The 20,740-nt window shown below is 63.7% G+C and carries 17 protein-coding genes (1 of these 17 cut by a window edge); 4 read left to right on the top strand and 13 right to left on the bottom strand.

Annotated features, from left to right (window positions below; translation table 11 throughout):
* Positions 1 to 1,107, top strand: partial view of a M23 family metallopeptidase gene (locus NKJ13_RS30185; RefSeq protein ID WP_352737559.1) — the 3' portion only. 852 nt of this gene lie to the left of the window's left edge; only the last 1,107 of its 1,959 coding nucleotides appear in the window; the start codon falls outside the window, past its left edge; the stop codon is at positions 1,105 to 1,107.
* An 18-nt stretch (positions 1,108 to 1,125) separates the two neighbouring features.
* Here NKJ13_RS30185 and NKJ13_RS30190 read toward each other — a convergent pair whose 3' ends face one another.
* Positions 1,126 to 2,691, bottom strand: coding sequence for an MFS transporter (locus NKJ13_RS30190; RefSeq protein WP_352779270.1), 1,566 nt, complete (start codon positions 2,689 to 2,691; stop codon positions 1,126 to 1,128).
* Between the two features lie 168 nt (positions 2,692 to 2,859).
* On the opposite strand from NKJ13_RS30190, the gene NKJ13_RS30195 reads away from it, so the two are divergent.
* Positions 2,860 to 3,492, top strand: coding sequence for a TMEM175 family protein (locus tag NKJ13_RS30195; protein ID WP_352506681.1), 633 nt, complete (start codon positions 2,860 to 2,862; stop codon positions 3,490 to 3,492).
* Positions 3,493 to 3,813: 321 nt separating this feature from the next.
* Here NKJ13_RS30195 and NKJ13_RS30200 read toward each other — a convergent pair whose 3' ends face one another.
* From NKJ13_RS30200 to NKJ13_RS30240, 9 genes are all read right to left on the bottom strand, one after another.
* Entirely contained in the window at positions 3,814 to 5,298 is a 1,485-nt protein-coding gene (locus NKJ13_RS30200) for a L,D-transpeptidase family protein (RefSeq protein WP_352779273.1), read from the bottom strand.
* Positions 5,299 to 5,532: 234 nt separating this feature from the next.
* The gene (locus NKJ13_RS30205; RefSeq protein WP_352779276.1) at positions 5,533 to 5,898 is read right to left on the bottom strand and encodes an MmcQ/YjbR family DNA-binding protein; all 366 of its coding nucleotides are present in this window, start codon (positions 5,896 to 5,898) and stop codon (positions 5,533 to 5,535) included.
* A gap of 148 nt (positions 5,899 to 6,046) precedes the next feature.
* The gene (gene clpB / locus NKJ13_RS30210; RefSeq protein ID WP_352737564.1) at positions 6,047 to 8,653 is read right to left on the bottom strand and encodes an ATP-dependent chaperone ClpB; all 2,607 of its coding nucleotides are present in this window, start codon (positions 8,651 to 8,653) and stop codon (positions 6,047 to 6,049) included.
* Positions 8,654 to 8,890: 237 nt separating this feature from the next.
* The gene (locus tag NKJ13_RS30215) at positions 8,891 to 9,877 is read right to left on the bottom strand and encodes a DUF4167 domain-containing protein (RefSeq protein WP_352737565.1); all 987 of its coding nucleotides are present in this window, start codon (positions 9,875 to 9,877) and stop codon (positions 8,891 to 8,893) included.
* A 331-nt stretch (positions 9,878 to 10,208) separates the two neighbouring features.
* A complete protein-coding gene (gene prmC / locus NKJ13_RS30220) occupies positions 10,209 to 11,087 on the bottom strand; it encodes a peptide chain release factor N(5)-glutamine methyltransferase (protein WP_352779279.1) in 879 nt (292 codons plus the stop codon).
* Complete coding sequence (gene prfA, locus NKJ13_RS30225) at positions 11,080 to 12,159, bottom strand: peptide chain release factor 1 (protein ID WP_352506686.1); 1,080 nt, start codon at positions 12,157 to 12,159, stop codon at positions 11,080 to 11,082. The genes prmC and prfA overlap by 8 nt, the downstream gene beginning before the upstream one ends.
* Before the next feature lie 139 nt (positions 12,160 to 12,298).
* On the bottom strand, positions 12,299 to 14,569 hold the full coding sequence (gene ptsP, locus NKJ13_RS30230; RefSeq protein ID WP_352737567.1) for a phosphoenolpyruvate--protein phosphotransferase: 2,271 nt from the start codon (positions 14,567 to 14,569) through the stop codon (positions 12,299 to 12,301).
* Positions 14,570 to 14,750: 181 nt separating this feature from the next.
* Positions 14,751 to 16,004, bottom strand: coding sequence for an aspartate kinase (locus NKJ13_RS30235; RefSeq protein ID WP_352456701.1), 1,254 nt, complete (start codon positions 16,002 to 16,004; stop codon positions 14,751 to 14,753).
* A 199-nt stretch (positions 16,005 to 16,203) separates the two neighbouring features.
* Entirely contained in the window at positions 16,204 to 16,770 is a 567-nt protein-coding gene (locus NKJ13_RS30240; RefSeq protein WP_352737568.1) for a putative glycolipid-binding domain-containing protein, read from the bottom strand.
* A 217-nt stretch (positions 16,771 to 16,987) separates the two neighbouring features.
* Between NKJ13_RS30240 and ubiG the strand changes: the two genes are divergently transcribed.
* Positions 16,988 to 17,737: a bifunctional 2-polyprenyl-6-hydroxyphenol methylase/3-demethylubiquinol 3-O-methyltransferase UbiG gene (ubiG, locus tag NKJ13_RS30245; protein WP_254816707.1), complete on the top strand. Its 750-nt coding sequence runs from the start codon at positions 16,988 to 16,990 to the stop codon at positions 17,735 to 17,737.
* An 18-nt stretch (positions 17,738 to 17,755) separates the two neighbouring features.
* Here ubiG and NKJ13_RS30250 read toward each other — a convergent pair whose 3' ends face one another.
* Positions 17,756 to 18,646 carry a DMT family transporter gene (locus NKJ13_RS30250; protein ID WP_352737569.1) on the bottom strand — a complete coding sequence of 297 codons (891 nt, stop codon included), beginning with the start codon at positions 18,644 to 18,646 and terminating at the stop codon, positions 17,756 to 17,758.
* Between the two features lie 101 nt (positions 18,647 to 18,747).
* Between NKJ13_RS30250 and NKJ13_RS30255 the strand changes: the two genes are divergently transcribed.
* The gene (locus NKJ13_RS30255; RefSeq protein WP_352737570.1) at positions 18,748 to 19,233 is read left to right on the top strand and encodes a MarR family winged helix-turn-helix transcriptional regulator; all 486 of its coding nucleotides are present in this window, start codon (positions 18,748 to 18,750) and stop codon (positions 19,231 to 19,233) included.
* 40 nt (positions 19,234 to 19,273) lie between these two features.
* On the opposite strand, the gene NKJ13_RS30260 is transcribed toward NKJ13_RS30255, so the two are convergent.
* A complete protein-coding gene (locus tag NKJ13_RS30260) occupies positions 19,274 to 19,927 on the bottom strand; it encodes a Vgb family protein (protein WP_352702566.1) in 654 nt (217 codons plus the stop codon).
* A gap of 9 nt (positions 19,928 to 19,936) precedes the next feature.
* The coding region (locus NKJ13_RS30265) for a winged helix-turn-helix domain-containing protein (RefSeq protein ID WP_502901956.1) at positions 19,937 to 20,740 on the bottom strand (804 nt) is incomplete at its 5' end.

Consider the following 20,740-nt stretch of genomic DNA (forward strand, 5'->3'; position numbering starts at 1 on the left):
TTCGCTGATTCGGGCTATACCGGCGAGGATGCCACCGGAATGGCCGAGGCGATCGCCAAATTGCTGAATGCCACGGCTCTCAAGGCAGGAACCGTGCTGCGCGTTGGGCTCGAGGTCCATGGCGACGCCGCCAAGATCGTTCGCACCAGCGTGTACGACAGGACCCAGCACATCGTCACCATCGCACTCGACGACCACGACCAATACGTGCCGGCGCAGGAGCCGGAGCCAAATCCCGAATTGCTGACGGCGTTCGACGATTCGCCTGCGCCCATAGTGCGCGGCAATCTGCCGAACGTCTATGACGGCATCTACCGCACCGCCTATTCCTACGGCATGTCCAAGGCGATGACGCAACGGCTGATCAAGTTGCTGGCATCCAGTGTCGACTTCCAGTCGCGCCTCAATCCCACGGACCGCATCGAGGTGCTGTTCTCGCAGCCCGATGGCGACGACCAGGCGTCCGACGAATCCGAGCTGCTTTACGTCTCCGCGACTTTCGGCGGCACGACGCGAAATTTCTACCGTTTCCAGATGCAGGACGGCAGCACCGACTATTTCGACGAAAACGGCAGCAGCGCCGAGCAGTTCCTGCTGCGCAATCCCTTGCCCAATGGCCGATTTACATCCGGGTTCGGTGCGAGGCGCCACCCCATTTTGGGGTATGTGAAGATGCATACCGGCACCGACTGGGCAGCTCCCGTAGGATCGCCGATCATTGCCGCAGGCAATGGCGTCGTCGAAAAGGCCGGCTGGGCCGGTGGCTATGGCAAGCAGATCATCTTGCGTCACGCCAATGGCTACGAGACGTCCTACAATCACCAGAGCGCGTTTGCCAAAGGCATCGAGCCGGGTGTTCGCGTTCGCCAGGGTCAGGTTATCGGCTATCTCGGCTCAACCGGCCTCTCCACCGGTCCGCACCTTCATTACGAACTGATCGTCAACGGCACCAAGGTCGATTCGATGCGCGTCCGCCTGCCGGTCGGCAAGACGCTGAAGGGCGACGACCTCGTCGCCTTCAAGCGCGAGCGCGAACGCATCGACGACCTGCTCAAGCAGGAAGACAGCAATCAGTTGAAGGTCGCGAGCGCCAAGATCGAAGGCTGAGCCGACGTTTTTTCGTGGTCAGCCCTGCTGATTCGCCGTGTCGCGCACCCATGGCAGCCGCTCGCCCGAAACCGTCGTCCAGGCGGTGATTGCCGAAAGCAGGCAAAGCAGCGCGGTCACCGCGGCAACGGCCGCGAATGCCGCGTCGCTGGCGGCAAGTCGTGCCGCATCGAGGCCGGGCGCCAGGCCGGCGGGCGGCGGTTCGCCGAAACCCGGAAGGCCGGTGCCGGCACCGGTGCCGAGCACGCCAGCATAGACCCATGCCGCCAGCGATCCCATCGCCGCCACAGCAATCAGGCCGCCGATCCGCGAAACGGCGTTGTTGATGCCCGAGGCCGCCCCCGTATCCTTGTCCTCGACCGCCGTCATGATGGCGGTCGACAGCGGCGATACCACCAGCGCCATGCCGAACCCCATCAGAGCCATCAGCGGGAATACCCCCAGCCAGAAACTGTGGATGCCCCAATAGGCCAGCAAGGCAAGTCCGGCAAAGGCAAGAGCCACAACCAGACTGCCGCTGGCGATCGGAAAGCGAGGCCCGATGCGGTCGGACCACTGGCCAACCGGTCCGGATAACAGTGCCATCAACGCCGACAGCGGCAGGAATATAAAGCCGACCTCGGCCGCGCTCAGCCCCCATCCGGCGATCATGAGCATCGGCAGATAGAACAAATTGGCCGACAGGGCAAAATAAAGGAAGAAGGTCGCCACGTTAGCGCCCGCGAACGCGCCGATTCGAAACAACGACAGGTCAATCATCGGCTCGCGCTGCCGGCGCTCGAAGACGATGAACACGACGAGCAAAACCGCACCGGCGGCAATACTCGGGCCGGACATCAGCCCCTCCCCGTCGCCGCTCATCGAGGTCAGGCCGTAAGCGAGAGCTCCGAACGCCAATATGGCGAGTGCAGCGCCGCCGAGATCGAGGCTGCGCTTTTCCGCCGGTGCATCGGCAGGGACCTTGGCCAGCAGAAGATAGATCGAGATGAGACCGAGCGGCAGATTAATGGCGAAGATCGCCCGCCAGATGCCGTCGCCGAAGGCTGACAGCACGAAGCCGCCCAGCACCGGGCCGAGCGCCGTCGTCAGTGCCGATGCCGCGGCCCAGATGCCGATCGCCCGGCCGCGTTCCTTTTTTGGATAGGCTTTGGCGATAATGGCCAGGCTGCCGGGCACCATGATGGCCGCTCCGATACCCTGGACAGCCCGAAATACAATAAGCATCGGCGGGTTAGGCGCCAGCGCGCAGGCAAGCGAGGCGGCAATGAACAGGACGATGCCGGCGACGAAAGAGTGGCGCAGGCCGAAGCGATCGCCAGCGGCGCCGCCGACGAGAATGAGGGCTGAAAGCGTCAACGCATAGGCGTTGGAGATCCATTGCGCCTCGGCCAGGCTGGCGCCGAGATCGACGCGGATCGCCGGCGTCGCAATGGCCAGGACCGATCCATCGATAAAACCGAGTGCGGAAGCCAGAATCGCGGCGATCAGCACGAACCGCCGCTGCGCCTGCGGGCAGAACGTGTCGGCCGGAAGTGGCCCGGTCAGGGGAACGGCGCCTGTACCGACTTTGGTTGGCGTGTGCATGCCGCCTTACCTAGACCGCTGGCATGCCGCCGACAACCGGCCAGCAGGCTGTTCTCGTTGAAACCAGGGCCGAACCTGGCCATACAGACAGGAGTACGCCAGTCCGGGTGCAAACGGTGGATGCCGTGCTAGATTTTCCGCAACGCTGCGACAAGGGGGAACTACCGCATGAAACGACCGCTCGAACCCTCGGCGGAAGGACGCGGGCGCGTCGTCGGCATCACCGACGGCGTGTTCGCCATCGCGCTCACCCTGATCGTTCTCGAGATCAGGGTGCCGGCGCATGAAACGGTGCATTCCGAAAGCGAGTTGATCGCCGCGATCACAGCACTGGCGCCCCGCTTCCTGACCTATGCGCTCAGCTTCCTGACGCTGACCATCTTCTGGTTCGGCCAGCAGGCGCAACACGGGTTGATCGCAAAATCCGACCGGCGGCTTGCCACGTTGAACCTCTGCTTCCTCGGCTTCATCGCCTTGCTGCCGTTCTCGACCGATCTTTTGGCCGACTTCCTTGAATTCAGGACCGCGGTGCTCGTCTACTGGCTCAATCTTCTGATGCTGGGACTGACGCTGCTCGCCAGTTGGCGCTATGCGGACAAAAACGGATTCCTGGCCGACGGTGTCGATGCGGAGACCACCCGAACGGTCTATCTGCGCATCGTCAAGGCACAGATCCTGTGGGCGATCGGCGCGGCACTATGCCTAGCCAGCCCGTTGCTCAGCGTCGGCTTCATCCTGGTGGTGCAGCTGACCTATGCCGCAGCGCTGCGCGCGCCACTGCTGCGCAAGGTCATCGGGTGACATCGTTCATCGCAGTGGGCTGTCGCAAACCGTGGACGTTGGCCGAGGCCCCTCAGCTTCGTCATCCCTGGGCGAAGCAGGAGCGAAGCTCCGTCGCGAAGACCCTGGGATCCATGCCGTGATCTCGGCCGAAGGGTGCGGCAGAGCAGAATTCCGCGCCGTCGCGGTGCTCCATCGTAACGGCATGGATCCAGGGGTCTGCGCCGCGTCGCTTCGCTCCTTGCTCCGCCCCAGGATGACGACACGATAGGGTTTCGGCAAATCTCCAAGGCTGGCGATCTGCGAAAGCATCCGACCTGCCAAACTTTTGAACCAGGGAAATTACTCGACGAACTCCACGATAACGCCGGGCGTCACGATCTTGGCGAGCTCGCGCGCATCCCAATTGGTCAGTCGCACGCAGCCATGGCTTTCGGTCTTGCCGATCTTGGACGGATCCGGCGTGCCGTGAATGCCGTAGGTCGGCTTGTCCAGTGCGATCCAGACCGAGCCGACCGGGCCGTTCGGCCCCGGCGGGATGGTCAGGATCCTGTCGTTTTCGCCCTGCTTGAAATTGATGTTAGGGTTGTAGGTGTAGTTCGGGTCCAATGCGACACGCGACACCGCATGCGTGCCGGACGGCGACGGCGTATCCGACGAGCCGATAGTCGCCGGATAGGCTGCGACCAGCTTGCCCGCCGCGTCGTAGGCACGGACCTGCTTGTTGGCCTTGTCGGCGATGATGCGCGCCACCGGCGTCGCCACCAGCCTGCCGAAATTGGCAACCTTGATGATGGTGCCCCGACGATTGAAATTGGCGTCCGGATTGAGCTGCTTCAGATAGGTTTCATCCATATGGAAGCGCTCGGCCAGCGCTTCGGGCACCGACGTGTAGCCCATGCGGTCGAGCTGGGCCTTTTGGCTGTAGTCCTCCGGTATCGAGGCAACATAAGGGCCGGCCGCATCCTCGGGCGTGATCGTATAGGAGGCGAAGGCATCGCCGCCGGATTGCGCCAGGGCCGCCTGGATGCCGATCGCGTCGGTCGATTTCAGATTGTTGCCGGTGATCTCGTTATAGGCGGCGAGCGCCTTGTCGACATTCGAGCCGAAGCGTCCGTCGATGACACCGGGCGACGCACCGGCGCGGTCGAGCAGCACCTGCAGCGCCGCCACGTCCTGGCGGGCGCCGAGCGAAAGCGGCGGGTCGACCGCCGTCTTGCCGCCAGTGCTTGGCGGCGGGGCTGTGTTTGGCGGCAAGGCCGCCTGCTCATTCGGCACTGTCGGCTCGACCGGCTCGATCGAGGCTTCGTTGAGCGGCTGGCGCTCGATGGTGCGTGGCCTCACCGGCTGCGCTGCCTCCGGATAATCGTTGCCGTAGCCGTCATCCCGCGGCGCTTCGGGGAAGGCTTCCATCGAATTGTCGCCATAGGGGTCGTACTCGTCGTCCGGCGGCACGATGATCCTGCCTTCGTCTTCCAACTGCCTGCGGCGGAACCGGGCCGTGTCCTCAGGGTCGTCGAGATAATAGGGATCGTCCTCCTCGACCGGCCCGAGGTTGCGCAAGCGCTCGCGACGCAAAACACGGCGGTCGAGCCTGGTCTGCGGCGGCTGGATGGCGATGACCTTGCCGGTTTCCGCATCGACGATGACGCGGTTTCCCCTGGCGTCGTAATAGATGTCGAGATTGCCGTCCTGGGCGACAAGAATGCCGCCGTCATTGGCAGCACGAACCACCCGCGGCGCGGTATCGGCCATCGGCGAGGCCATCGCATTCGACGCCAGCAGCCCGGCAGCAAACGCTGAAAGGGTGAGGATGGTGCGCAACATGATGGCCAAAATTCTCCGGTCCGTAATTGCCGCCGCCGGCATTGTCTCTCAAGAGCGCCGCGCGTCCTTTTGGGTGCAAGGACGCTCTAACGCTTCACATCTCCGCATCGTGCTTTGCGAAAATCAAACTCGATTTCGGGCCGATGTGGTCGCCAACCCCTTCGCCAGCAAATCACTTGCACACGATAAGGTTCCAATATGAACCGGGCATGAAGATGGCGGATTTCTGACCGATTAACCGGCAGCGAATCCCAATTCCTTGCGCGTCTGCTTCGTCAGCTTCAGCACGACGAGACGGTGGCTTTCGCGCAAATAATCCTTCAGCGCCTCATCATCCATGCTTTCGCTTGTCCGGCGCTGGATCCATTTCATGCCGCGCGAGGCGAGATACGGCGCCGGCCGAAGGCCCGGCTGTTCCCTCAGCACGTCATAAGCGATCTCGGAGCATTTGAAGGTGACGAACGGCTCCTTGCCTTCACTCCAGCCGCCGATCGCAAACACCTTGCCGCCGACTTTCCAGACATGCGCGCCACCCCACTGCACGACATGGGTCGTCGAAGGCAGCGAGGCGCAGAAACTGTTGTAGTCGTCCAAAGTCATCTGCGCCCGCCAGTGGTGTTAGACCATGGACCGACGGGTCCGCGTAGCAAAAAGCGGATGCCGGTTTTTCGGAAAAGATCATGGTCGAAATTGAAGATAGGAAATCCATCCCGATTCGATCGGGATGGAACAGGCTCTTGGCTTGAACTCAGGCGGCCGCCTCGGTTGCCACGACCGCGGGCTTCGAGCGGAAGTTCAAGCGGTCGGATCCGGCGGTGACCTTGACGGTCGAGCCGTCAAGGATCTCGCCGAGCAGTATCTTTTCCGCCAGCGGATCCTGCAATTCCTTCTGCATCACCCGCTTCAGCGGCCGCGCGCCATAGGCCGGGTCGTAACCCTTGGCCGCCAGCCAGTCGATCGCCTCCTGATCGAGCGAAAGCGATATCTTGCGGTCGACAAGCAGGTTTTCCAGCCGCTTGAGCTGGATTTGGACGATCTGGCCCATATCCTGGCGGCGCAGCCGGTGGAACAGGATGACCTCGTCGATGCGGTTGAGGAATTCCGGCCGGAACGAAGCCCTGACGACATTCATCACCTCGTCGCGCACGACGTCGACATCCTGGTCCTCGCCGAGATTGACCAGATATTCGGCGCCGAGATTGGACGTCATGATGATCAGCGTATTGCGGAAGTCGACCGTGCGGCCCTGGCCGTCCGTCAGCCGGCCGTCGTCGAGCACCTGCAGCAGCACGTTGAACACGTCCGGATGCGCCTTCTCGATCTCGTCGAACAGCACGACCTGATAGGGCCGGCGCCGCACCGCTTCGGTCAGCGCGCCGCCTTCCTCATAGCCGACATAGCCGGGAGGCGCGCCGATCAGCCGGGCGACCGAGTGCTTCTCCATGAACTCCGACATGTCGATACGCACCATCGCGCTCTCGTCATCGAACAGGAAGCTGGCCAGCGCCTTGGTCAGTTCGGTCTTGCCGACGCCCGTCGGCCCGAGGAACATGAACGAGCCGAGCGGCCGGTTCGGGTCCTGCAGACCGGCGCGCGCACGGCGTACCGCCTTCGACACTGCCTGCACGGCCTCGCCCTGGCCGACGACGCGCTTGCCGATCTCGTCTTCCATGCGCAACAGCTTGTCGCGCTCGCCTTCCAGCATCTTGTCGACCGGGATCCCCGTCCAGCGCGAGACGATATGAGCGACGTGATCGGGGCCGACCACTTCTTCGACCATGCCGGCCTTGCCATCCCTGGCTTCGGCCTGCTTCAGCTGCTTTTCGAGTTCCGGGATCTTGCCGTAGGCAAGTTCGCCGGCGCGCTGGAATTCACCCTGGCGCTGGGCGATGGCAAGTTCGTTGCGCGCCTCGTCGAGCTGTTTCTTGAGGTCGGCGGCAAGGCCGAGCTTCTGCTTCTCGGCCTGCCATTTCGAGGTCAGCTCGGTCGATTCCTCCTCGAGGTTCGAGAGTTCCTTCTCGAGCCGGGCGAGCCGGTCCTTCGAGGCGTCGTCCTTCTCGACCTTGAGCGCCTCGCGCTCGATCTTGAGCTGCATGATGCGGCGATCTATCTCGTCCAGCGCCTCGGGCTTCGAATCGACCTGCATGCGGAGCCGCGACGCGGCCTCGTCGACCAGGTCGATCGCCTTGTCCGGCAGGAAGCGGTCAGCGATGTAGCGGTTGGACAGGGTTGCGGCCGCGACCAGCGCCGAATCCGAGATGCGCACCTTGTGGTGCTGCTCGTATTTCTCTTTCAGGCCGCGCAGGATCGAAACGGTGTCTTCGACCGTTGGCTCATTGACGAAGACCGGCTGGAAGCGGCGGGCAAGGGCCGCATCCTTCTCGACATGCTTGCGGTATTCGTCGAGCGTAGTGGCGCCGACGCAGTGCAGTTCGCCGCGGGCCAGCGCCGGCTTCAGCAGGTTCGACGCGTCCATGGCGCCATCCGCCTTGCCGGCGCCGACCAACGTGTGCATCTCGTCGATGAACAGGATGATGCCGCCGGCGGCGGACGTGACCTCGGAAAGTACCGCCTTCAGCCGCTCCTCGAACTCGCCGCGGTATTTGGCGCCGGCGATCAGCGAGCCCATGTCGAGCGCCATCAGCTGCTTGTCCTTGAGCGATTCCGGCACATCGCCATTGACGATGCGCAGCGCCAGCCCTTCAGCGATCGCCGTCTTGCCGACGCCGGGGTCGCCGATCAGCACCGGGTTGTTCTTGGTGCGGCGCGACAGCACCTGGATCGTGCGGCGGATCTCGTCGTCACGGCCGATGACCGGATCGAGCTTGCCCGCGCGAGCGTCCGCCGTCAGGTCGCGCGCGTATTTCTTCAGCGCGTCGTAGCCCTGCTCGGCGCTCGCCGAATCGGCGGTACGACCTTTGCGTACGTCGTTGACGACCTGGTTCAGCTTCTGCGGCGTGACACCGGCCTTGGCCAGGATGTCGGCCGTCTTGGCCGATTTTTCCATGGCGAGCGCCTGCAACAGCCGTTCGACGGTGACGAAGCTGTCACCGGCCTTCTTGGCCAGTTCCTCGGCGGTCGAAAACACCTTTGCCAGCGGCTGGGCCAGATAGAGCTGGCCATTGCCGCCCTCGACCTTGGGCATTGCCTCCAGTGCCGTTTCGACGCCGAGCTTGACGTCCCGGACATTGCCGCCGGCGCGCTCGATCAGCGACGCAGCCAGGCCCTCGTCGTCATCGACGAGGACCTTGAGGATATGCTCGGGGGTGAATTGCTGGTGATTGCGGGAAAGCGCCATGGTTTGCGCGGACTGGATAAAGCCGCGCACGCGCTCGGAATATTTTTCAAGATTCATGCCTGTCTCCTTCCGTCACCGGCCCGCTTCGCGGCACCGGATCAGATTGCGGTGACGGACCCGCCCGTTCGAGCCGGATCCTGTTCACGCAAGATATGGGACGCAAACCACGGACCCTCAAGACGCCTCGACACTGGCGAATGGATAATATTGCGAGCGCGCAAAACAAAAACGGCGGAGATTTCTCTCCGCCGTCCATACATGTCGCGCAAAAGTGCGCAGCGAACGTTTTTTCGATCAATTCTCGACGTCTGCGATCACAGCTTGACCGCCGGGGCTTTCAGCCGGCGCTGCATCGACATTGCCAGCGTCGGTATTGCCAGTCCCGGCATTGCCAGTCTCGGCATTGCCAGTCCCGGCATTGCTTGTCTCGGCATTGCTTGTCTCGGCACTCTCAGGGCCGGCGTTGTCGTTGCCGCCATTTGCCTGTTCGACATCGAGGCGCGGGCGACGCGGGCGCCTGGGGCGGCGGGCCGGGCTGCTTTCGGCAGCGGCTTCGTTGAGCTCGGCCTGGGCGGCGAGACCCGCCGGCGAAAGGTTGTCAAATTGCTGTGCGGGCTCACCCACCAAGATCGGCTCAGCTGCCCGCACGGGCTCCGCCTGCGCCGGAACCTCGTCGCGCCGTGGCTGTTCGACGCGCTGGCCACCCTGCTGCTCGCCGCGCGAGCTATACTCGCCACGCTGGCCGTTCTGGCCGTAACCGCCATTGGGGCGACGGTCGCGGTGGCGTCCGCCATTATTGTCGCGGCCGTCACGGTTATCGCGGCCGCCGCGATTGTCACGGCTGTTTTCCTGGTTCAGCGCCAGCTCGGCCGGCGTGCCATCGATGACCGGCTGCGGGCCGGCCCCCTGATTGACCGTCGAGCCCGATGTCTCGTTGGCATTGTTGTTGCCGGCATTGTCGAACTCGTCGCGATCCTCGTCGCCATCATCGTCGAAATCATCGCGAATCTGCTGGGCGTTCTGGATCGGCATCTGCGCCTGAGCGGCTGCGATGATGCGGTTATAGTGTTCTGCGTGCTGGAGATAGTTTTCCGCCATCACCCGGTCGCCGGAGCTGTGCGCGTCACGGGCAAGGGTTGCGTACTTCTCGGCAATCTGCTGAGCCGATCCGCGGATCTTCACGTCCGGGCCGTTGCTCTCATAGTTGCGCGTCAGGGGATTCGGCCCCTTACGGTTGTTATTGTTATTGCCGCCGCCGCCATTGTTGTTGCGACCGCGCATGCGCCTGTTTTGCTGTTGTGGCCTCATTAGACTCTCTTCACTTTGAAATTTTCGAAAAACTCTTCACGAACGGAGGCGCTCATGCGGCCAGCCGTTTCGTTCTTTCACCGGCGTTCGCCCGCATCAATTGCGTTGGCGCCACGTGCCATCCTGTTCCGGTTACTTCACTTGCCGGACGATTCCCGCACGAAGCTTGGGCGTCGTTTGCGCAAGAAGGCAGCTATTTCCAAGGAAAACCGAATCGCTAAGAGCACTGCCTGCTTCGTCTCATCCGGTTAAGGCGACCCTAGCCGCATTCCCCGGTATTGCCAAGCGCTTTTTTCGCACTGCATCACGGCTTCCACCGTTCGAACACAAGAACTCTGTTGTTTCCGCCGAGATCACGAAACACCCCGACAGAACTGTACCCGGCCGCGGAGAATATCTCCGTAACCTGTTGGTGCTGCGTATGGCCGATCTCGACCGCAATCCTGCCTTGGACTTCCAAATACGCTGCCGCTCCTGCGGCGATCTTCCTGTAGGGGCTCAGACCGTCCACACCGCCATCCAGGGCCTGGCGTGGATCGAAACCGCGGACCTCGTCCTGCAGATTTCCAATGTCGTCTGAGGGTATATAGGGAGGGTTTGCGGCAATTACATGGTACCGGCCAGAAACTTTTTCAAACCAGTCGGATTTGAGCGCCGTGAACCGGCCGGCGAGCCCCAATTCCCTGGCATTGCGCGTGGCGGTGGCCAGCGCCTCTTGCGAAATGTCGACGCCGGTGGCGGTCGCGGCCGGAACCGCGCTGAGCAACGCCAGCGCGATGGCACCGGTGCCGGTCCCGAGATCGAGGATGCGGCAACCGCCTTCGCGTGCCGCCGTTGCCTTAACGAAAGGCAGCACCGCCTCGACCAGCGTTTCGGTATCCGGTCGCGGCTCCAGCGTTTGCGGCGAAAGCGAAAGGCGCAAGCCGTAGAATTCGCGGTAACCGAGGATGCGGTGCACCGGTTCGCCGGCGACGCGCCGCCGCAAAGCGGCATCGATTGCCGCCGTCACGTCCGCATCGACCGCGCACCCAGGATCGGCGATGGCCTGCGTGCGGTTCGTGCCGGAAAAATGCTCGACGATCAGCCTGGAATCGAGCGCCGGATCCGCAATCCCGGCTGCGGCGAGCCGGTTTCGCGCTTCCCGCAGCAGCGGCGCCAGAGTGGCGGGCAGGCTGTCAGCCATCGATGCCTATATCGGCGAGCAGCTTCGACTGGTGATCGGCTATCAGCGCGTCGATGATCTCGTCGAGTTCACCCATCATCACCCGGTCGAGCTTGTAGAGCGTCAGGTTGATGCGATGATCGGTGACGCGACCCTGCGGAAAATTATAGGTGCGGATGCGTTCCGAGCGGTCGCCCGAGCCAACCTGCGACTTGCGCGATTCTGAACGTTCCTCGTCCGCTTTGCTGCGTTCGAGGTCGTAAAGCCTGGCGCGCAGGATCTGCATGGCCTTCGCCCGGTTCTGGTGCTGCGATTTTTCCGCCTGCACTACCATGATGCCGGTCGGCAGATGGGTGATGCGCACGGCCGAATCGGTGGTGTTGACGTGCTGCCCGCCGGAACCCGAGGCGCGCATCGTGTCGATGCGGATGTCTTCGGCCCGGATGTCGATGTCGACCTCTTCGGCTTCCGGCAGCACCGCGACCGTCGCCGCCGAAGTGTGGATGCGCCCGCCCGCCTCGGTCGTCGGCACGCGCTGCACCCGGTGCACGCCGGATTCGAACTTCAGATGGGCAAAGACGCCCTTGCCCGAAACGGTGGCGATGATTTCCTTGTAGCCGCCGACTTCGCCTTCGCTGGCCGACACCGTCTCGAAACGCCAGCCATGCGCCGCTGCATAGCGCTCGTACATGCGAAACAGGTCGCCGGCAAAAAGCGCCGCCTCGTCACCGCCGGTGCCGGCGCGGATTTCGAGGATGGCGTTCTTGTCGTCTGCGGCATCCTTGGGCAACAGCAGGATCTGGATGTCCTTTTGCAGTACCTCGATGCGATGCTTGACCTCCGGCAGGTCGGCCTCGGCCAAGGCGCGCATCTCGGCGTCGGTGCCCTTGTCGGCGAGCATCGCCTCCAGATCGGCCTGTTCGCGCTCGGCGGCGCGCAGTGCCCTGATCTTTGCCACCATCTGCTGGATGTCGGCATATTCGGAGGCCATCCTCACATAGGCGTCCGGCGCCGGCCCGGCCGACATCTGCGCTTCGAGCATGTCGAAACGCTTGACGACTTGATCCATACGGTCGCGGGGCAGGTTGATCATGGTCCTGGAACTTCGATGGGATTCACGTCAGGGCGAGTCGAAAATGACGGATTTCGAGAACCGGAGCGGAATGTACATTTAAGTACATGGGCACCGGAAGCGCAGAAAATCGACATTTGCAGGCCGCCCTCACGTGAATCTACAGCGGTATGGAGCGGTCGTCGGCAAACGCCTGCAGCAGCGCCCGCATCGGCAGGCCATGCGCCGGCGCCATCAGATTGTCGTCGAAGAACGCTTCCAGCTCGCTGAGCGGCAGTTCCGTCAGCATCGCCTTGACCGGGCCGATCGATGCCGGCGACATCGAGATCGAGCGGTAACCAAGGCCGATCAGCGCCATCGCTGAAATCGGCTTGCCGGCAAGTTCGCCGCACAGGGTCACCGGCGTATTGTTGCGCGCCCCGGCGTCGGCAATCTGCTTCAGGACGCGCAGGAACGGCGTCGAGAGCGGGTCGAAGCGGTCGGACAACTGGGTGTTGCCGCGATCCACCGCCATCACGAACTGGAACAGGTCGTTCGAGCCGACCGAGACGAAATCGACCGCCTTCATCAGTTCGTCGAGCTGGAACAGCAGCGACGGCACCTCCAGCATCGCCCCGAGTTTGAGGCTGGTCGGCAAATGATGGGCAAAGCGCGACAGATGCCGCACCTCGCGATCGATGATCTCGCGCGCCTGCGCAATCTCGCCGAGTTCGGTCACCATCGGCAGCATCAGCTTCAGTTCGCGTCCGCCGCACGCCTTGAGCAGCGCGCGGATCTGGGTACGCAGCAATCCGGGCCGGTCGAGGGTCAGGCGGATGGCGCGCCAGCCGAGTGCCGGGTTCTCTTCCTGAATCGAGCCCTTGAAATAGGGCAGCACCTTGTCGCCGCCGATATCGATGGTGCGGAATGTCACCGGCTTGCCGCGCGCCGCTTCGAGCACGTCACGATAGAGCCGCTCCTGGGCTTCGGCGCGCGGAAAGGTCGAGGCGACCATGAATTGCAGTTCGGTGCGGAACAGGCCGATGCCGGCCGCACCTGCTTCGGCCAGTTGCGGCAAATCCACCGCCAGTCCGGCATTCATCAGAAGATCGACCTGGACTCCGTCCTTGGTCACCGACGGCTTCTTGCGCAGCTCGCGGTAGACCTCCTGCCGCCGCGCCCTGAAGCGCACTTTCTCGGCATAGGCCGCCTCGAGGTCGGGCTGCGGGCGCAGATGGATCGTGCCTTCCTCGCCGTCGACGATGATGGCATCGCCGTTTTCCGCCATGGAAACGGCGCCCTTCATCTGGCCGGCGACGGGTATGCCCATGGCTCGCGCCACGATGACGACATGGCTGGTCGCGGCGCCGTCTTCCAGCACCAGCCCGCGCAGCTTGTCCCTGGGATAATCGAGCAGCTCGGCAGCCCCCATCGAGCGGGCGACGATGATGGCGTCCTTGGGCAGCGAGGCCGCGACGTCCTCCGGTCCGCGCCCCATCAGCTGCCGCAGCAGCCGATTGGCGAGATCGTCGAAATCGCTCATCCGTTCCCGCAGATACGGATCGGTCATATGCAGCATGCGGGCACGCATGTCGCTCTGCACCTTTTCGACCGCCGCTTCGGCCGTCAGGCCATTGCGGATCGCCTCCTCCAGCCGGCGCACCCAGCCGCGGTCGTTGGCGAACATGCGATAGGCTTCGAGCACCTGGCGATGCTCGCCCTCGAAGGCGACATCGCGGCGCTCCAGCATGTCGTCGATGGAGAGCCTGAGCGAGCCGAGCGAGGCGTCGAGCCGCCTGACCTCTTCCTCGCTGTCCTCGTTGAACAGGTTGGTGACGACGATACGCGGCTCGTGCAGCACCACATGGCCGAGCCCGACGCCTTCATTGAAGGACAGGCCGGTAAAGCTTACCGGCCGACGCAGATCGAGCTCAAGGCCGGGCCTTGTCAGCCGCTCCAGATCGCCGGTGGCGATCATCTCGGCGATCACCATCGCCGTCGTTTCCAGCGCCTCGACCTCGTCGTCGCGATAATGGCGCATGGTCTTGTTCTGCACGACCAGGACGCCGAGCGTCCGCCCTGCCCGCAGCACCGGCACGCCGAGGAAGGAATTGTATATCTCTTCTCCTGTCTCCGGCAGGTAGGCGAAGGCAGGATGCTCCTGCGCGTTGGAGAGGTTGAGCGGCCGCGCCGAGGCCGCGATCGTGCCGACCAGGCCTTGGCCCAGCCTGAGCTGCGCCAGGTGGACGGCGTTCGGGTTCAAGCCTTCGGTGGCGTAGAGTTCGAGCACCGAATCGGCGCGCAGAACATAAAGCGAGCAGACCTCGGCAACCATGTTGGAGGCGATGTCGCGCACGATTCGGTCAAGCCGCTCCTGCGGCTCCAGCGGCTCTTGCATGAGCTCGCGGAGCCGTTTCAGCAAAACGCGCGGGCCACTGGCCGAATCACGCATCGCGGCTTCTTCTCCAATAGCGTTTCAACCGGTGCAGGTTGCCCTGCACAGCGGCACAAACGCAACAACTCAATTAGAGCGCCATCGTCCAATTGGACGCATAAAGACCGCTCCAAGCCTTTCGATCCGCCGCATCCCGCCTTCCGAAAATCGACTCCGATTTTCGGGCCGATGCAGTCTGCTACTGCTTATCCAGACCGTACACGGAATGCAAAGTGCGAACTGCTAGTTCCGTATAGGGACCGTCGATCAGGATCGAAATCTTGATTTCGGACGTTGTGATGGCGCGGATGTTGATCGCGCGGTCGGCCAGCGCCTTGAAGGCGGTGGCGGCGACGCCTGCATGGCTGCGCATGCCGATGCCGATGACCGAGACCTTCGACATGCCGGCTTCCGACTGCACCACGTCGTAGCCGATCGTCGCCTTCAGCCGTTCGAGCACGGCAAGCGCCTTGTCGACGTCGCCGGATGGCACGGTGAAGGTCATGTCAGTGAACTTGCCGTCCTCGGAAATGTTCTGGACGATCATATCGACATTGATGTTGGCCTCGGCCAGCGGCCCGAAAATGCCGGCGGCGACGCCCGGCCGGTCGCCGACGCGGCGCAGCGAAATCTGCGCTTCGTCCTTGGCATAGGCAATTCCGGTGACGACCTGCTGTTCCACGATCTCTTCCTCGTCGCAAATAAGCGTTCCCGGCGGATTGAGCAAATCCCCCATTCCTGGTGCATCGGGATCGTCGAAGGACGACCGCACAAAGGTACGCACCCTGTGCACCATGGCAAGCTCGACCGAGCGCACCTGCAGGACCTTGGCCCCGAGCGAGGCCATTTCGAGCATTTCCTCGAAGGAAATCTTGGCCAGCCGCCGGGCCTTCGGCTCGATGCGCGGATCGGTCGTGTAGACCCCATCGACATCGGTGTAGATATCGCAGCGGTCGGCCTTGACCGCCGCCGCGATGGCGACTGCGCTGGTATCGGAACCGCCGCGGCCGAGTGTTGCGATCCGGTTGTCCGGCCCGATGCCCTGGAAACCGGCGACCACCGCCACCTGGCCTTCGCCGAAGCGCTTGATCAGGAATCCGCCGTCGATATCGAGAATGCGCGCCGCGCCATGCGCGTTATCGGTCTTGATCGGAATCTGCCAGCCTTGCCAGGAACGGGCATGCACGCCGATGTTCTGCAGCGCGATCGCCAGCAAGCCGGCCGTAACCTGTTCGCCGGAAGCGACTACGGCGTCGTATTCGCGCGCATCGTGCATTGGCGAGGCCTCGCGCGTCCATTGCACGAGCTCGTTGGTCTTGCCGGCCATCGCCGAGACCACCACTGCGACCTCATGCCCGGCATCGACCTCGCGTTTGACATGGCGCGCCACATTGCGGATGCGGGCGATGTCGGCGACGGAGGTCCCGCCGAATTTCATCACGATGCGCGCCATGGAAGCGAAATGCCTTTGACTGGATGCCGGACCGAAGGCCGAAAAGTGGAAAAATGCGCCAAGCTGTGGCGAGGCGCTCAATGCGCGGCCTCCTTAGCCAAATGACAGTCGTTTCGCAAGGCGTGCCGCCGCTGGCGGCCGGGCGACACACCAGCGCAGCATCGTGCCTGCCCTGCGTCTTGCCAATATGGTGCGCGCTTCAGCCCAGCCGTGCCGTGGCTCTCCACAGGCGCGGATAGTCGAGGACGAAACCGATCGGCGAGACCTCCAGCATCTCATTGTAGCCGAACATCGGGGCTTCGTAGGCGTAATGTGCCGCATCGACGCGCTGGTAGGTCTGTTCCAGGCGCACGAGCCTGAGTTCGGGAAATGTCAGATAGGCTGCCGGCGCGGGCGTCGCCATGCCGACATCGAGGGCAAAACGGCGAAGCGCCAAAAGGTTTGTGGCGGGTGTGAAGCCGAGATCGACATCGATGAGACCGTCGACTTCCGCTTGATGATCGCCGTTCAGCGTCCATTGGCGCTCGGTCAGCCGCTCGATCCCATAATGCAGCTCTTGCGTGCCGAGAAAGCCGTCGGCACGCGCCGAGCGTGTACGCCAATCGGCGTCGCAGTTCACTTCGTACGCGATGCTGCACGGTCTGCCGTCCTGGACGAAAAGCGCGTGTCCCCTGAGGTTCCACCCGGAACTCGCTTCCGACAGAAGACAAGCGTCGTGGCCTTCCTGGTCAGGCCGGCGCCAAAGAATGGAAGCTACCGTCCGCATCGTTGTGCACTCCTCCGAACCCGATGTCTCTGCTTCGTTCGCCAAAGCATTGGTGTTTCCTTCCGGCACACCATCAACTGACACGTGCTGACACAAATGCAGCCGGCAAAAGGCGGCGCCGGCAGGCATCGCGCGCATCGCGCAGCCGGCGGTGAATTTCGCGCCTTGACATTCGCAGCCTCGCGCCCGACTTCCTAGCGTCCGAGGAGACCACGCCATGCCTGAGCCCCGACGATCGACGATCGATGCCGGAGAGGTGGAACGCTTTTCCGCCCTTGCCGCCGAATGGTGGAACCCGAACGGCAAGTTCCGCCCGTTGCACAAGTTCAACCCGATCCGGCTTGCCTATATCCGCGACCAGGTGGCGGCCCGCTTCGGCCGCGATCCGCGTGCGGCACGGCCGTTCGAAGGCCTGCGCTTCCTTGACATCGGCTGCGGCGGCGGGCTTTTGTGCGAACCGATGGCGCGGCTTGGCGCCGAGGTGGTCGGCGCCGATGCCTCCGCCACCAACATCGAAGTGGCCAAGCTGCATGCGGCGGAAGTCGGCGTGAGCGTTGATTACCGCGCCACCACCGCGGAAGACCTGGCCGACGCCGGCGAAAAATTCGACGTCATCCTCAACATGGAAGTGGTCGAGCATGTCGCCGATGTCGATCTGTTCCTGGCCAAATGCGGCGAGATGGTCAAGCCCGGCGGCATCATGTTCGTGGCCACCATCAACCGCACGCTGAAGGCCCTGGGCCTGGCCATCATCGGCGCCGAATATGTGCTGCGCTGGCTGCCCCGCGGCACCCACCAGTTCGGCAAGCTGGTGCGCCCCGAGGAACTGGAAAAGGCGCTTGCCGGCGCCGGCCTGACCGTCATTGACCGCACCGGCGTCACCTACAACCCGCTCGCCGACCGCTGGCAGCGCTCGAAGGACATGGACGTCAACTACATGGTGCTGGCGGAGAAGGCATCCGTCTGAACTTACGCCTCCTCGCCCCTAGGTCTTCTGGCTTTGCGCCTTGGTGGTGATGAACACGCCGGCGGTGATGATGACGGCACCGGCCCAGGTCAGCAGTTGATAGCGCTCGCCGAGGAAGAGGGTCCCGGCAAACAGCCCGACCGCCGCCGCGACGTAGCCGATCTGGCTGAGATAGACCGGGCCGCCGACCGCTTGCAGGCGGAAGAAGAAGGCGAACATCGCCGAGGCTGATGCCACCTGTGCCGCAGCGACCAGCGGCACGCCGCCGAGCGAGCCGAATGCATTGCCTTCCAGCAGCACCAGAATGCCGGCAAGCAGCATCAAAGCTGCTGCCAGATGGCTGCCGACGGCGAGCTCGATCGGGCCGGTGCCTTCGGGCCAGTCGACGGTACGGTAAATGTTGCCGGCGGCGAGGCTGACGGGGATGAGCAGGCCCATCGCAACCCAGAAAAATTCGGCCGGCTGGCCCGCTTCGCCGCGCGTCACGGCCACCATGACTGCGCCCACGAAACCGACGGCGATGCCGACGACGCCCAGCGTGGTCGGGCGCCTGACGCCGAGCAGCATCGAGAACACCAGCGTGACGACCGGCGACAGCGTGAACATGATGCCGCTATAGCCGGCGCCCAGATGCGGAATCGCTGAAAACATCAGCAGATTGGGGATTGCGTAGGAGACGGCCGCGGTCACGAAGAAATAGCGCAGCCTGTGCAGCGTAAGCCGCATGCGCTGCCCGTTGAGCAGCAATGCGCACAAAAGCACGCCGCCGGCGCCAAGCGAGATGACGAAGGCCCAGACCATGGCGGGCACGCCGGCCGTCGTCGCGATCTTGCCGAACGGCAGCGTCAGGCCGAGCAGTCCGCCGGTGACGACCAGAAGGCCAAGCGCCGAGTCCCAGAGAAATTTCATCGCACCATCCCGTCGCCCGTTCGCGGCCCTTGGCCTACACCACAAGCTGAGGTAAGATAATATAAAGATTCTTCACGTCAAGATACGTAACGGTGAGAGACATGGATCGCGCGGCAAAAGCGATCGAGCAATGGAAAAAGGAACGGCCGGATCTCGATGTCTCGCCGATGGCCGTGCTTGGACGGTTGAACGAGGCCGCCTCGTTGATCGCACGAGAGCGGCTGGCGCCGCTGTTTGCAAGTTACGGGCTGCAATCCGGAGAATTCGACGTGCTGGCGACGCTGCGTCGTTGCGGGCCGCCATATGCGCTGACGCCGACGGCTCTGTACGAGGCGACGATGGTGACGTCGGGCGCGATGACCAACCGCCTCGATCGGCTCGAGAAATCCGGCCTGATCAAGCGCGGGCCGCACCCCGACGATCGCCGCGGGATTATTGTGCAGCTGACCGGGAAGGGCCTCGCTTTGATCGATGAGGCGGTGACTGCTCACGTCACCAACGAGCACCAGATACTTTCTGGGTTAGCACGCCCGGAGCAGACCATGCTGGCCCGCCTGCTCGAAAAACTGATCGCGAGCTTGAGCTAACCGAACCGGCCAAGGGCCGGGCCGAGGGGATGGAAAAAGCTCAGATCTTGGTCGCAGAGCCTCGTTTGGGCCGGCGAACAGCTCTGATCTTGCCGCTGTTTCCGCCACCGCAGAAAAACTGGTCGCCGCCATCGGATTCGAGCCCCGACACGCCTGTTCCCGGCGGCATATCGAGCTTCTCCAGAACCTTTCCCGTTTCAGGATCGATCCGCCGGACATCGCTCTCCTCGCCCTCCCAAGTCCCATGCCACAGCTCGCCGTCGACCCAGCTGACGCCGGTGACGACGCGGTTGGAAACGATGGTGCGAAGGATTGCCCCTGTCTCGGGATCGACCTGATGAATCTTTCGGCCCCGATGCTGCCCGACCCAGAGCGTTCCTTCGGCCCAGGCGAGCCCGGAATCACCGCCATTGCCAGGCGCCGGGATCGACGCCAGCACCTGGCCATTCTTTGGATCGATCTTCTGGATGCGATCCTCGGCGATTTGATAGAGGTGCTGGCCGTCGAAGGCCGTTCCGGCGTGTGCGGCGACCTCGATCGACCGCACCACTTTGCCGCTTGCCGGATCGAAGGCGTTCAATCTGTCGCCTGAGGCAAACCAGACATGCTCACCGTCGAAGGTAACGCCGTCTACGTGGTCGACACCCGGAAAGGGTCCGTATTCACGGATGATTTCGGCAGAGGATCGTTCCATAATTCCATCCTAGTAGCCCGGCAGTGGACCGGGGAGTAACAAGATTGTCGGGAAACCCGGCAGCGGCGGGGTCATCCAGCGACGCGCCCGTCCGCGGCCGAACGACTGCACCTTGCCGGCCTGGGCGAGCTGCTCGAGCGCCCGCTGCACGGTACGCGAACTGGCTCCAAGCGCAATCGCCAAGGCCGAACTCGACCAAGACTCGCCGTCAGCGAGGAAGGCGAGCACGGCGGCATGCTCTTCTTCGACGGGCGGCGCCAGCACGACGACCTCACCTGCGCGGCGCGGCGCCAGCGCAAACCCCCGCTTCGTTGCGCTCACATCGGCCAAGCTACGAAGCTCCGCGCGAAGCCGCCCGACTTCGACCCGTAACCGTGCGCGATGTGATTCGTCCGCGTCCTTTCCGCGGAAAGCGCGCGCGATAAGCGTCGATCTTGCCACGTCCCCCGGCCAGGCTTCGGCCAGCGCGCGGGCCAGCGCGAACAGCACCGGGCGGGTCGCCAGCGAGACGACCGTATCTGCTACCCGCATCACATTGCGGCATGCATCCACCACGAGCGCCCCCGACGCCAGAAGCGCTTCGACTTCATCGAGCAGGAGGGGCCGTTCCTCACCACGGGCGATAAGGCGTGCCGCCGGCGTATCCAGCACCACCGATGCGCTCTCCACCTCCGCGATCAGCGCGGGGATGCCGGACGCGCGCCCCCCCCCCCCCCCCCCCCCCCAGGACGGCCGCCCCCCGCCCCGCCGCCAACCGCGGCGGGGCCGACACGCCGCCCCCACCAACGGGGCGGGCCCCCCCGGCCGGGGGCC

The organism is Mesorhizobium sp. M0174 (assembly GCF_040322275.1).
Classification (GTDB): domain Bacteria; phylum Pseudomonadota; class Alphaproteobacteria; order Rhizobiales; family Rhizobiaceae; genus Mesorhizobium.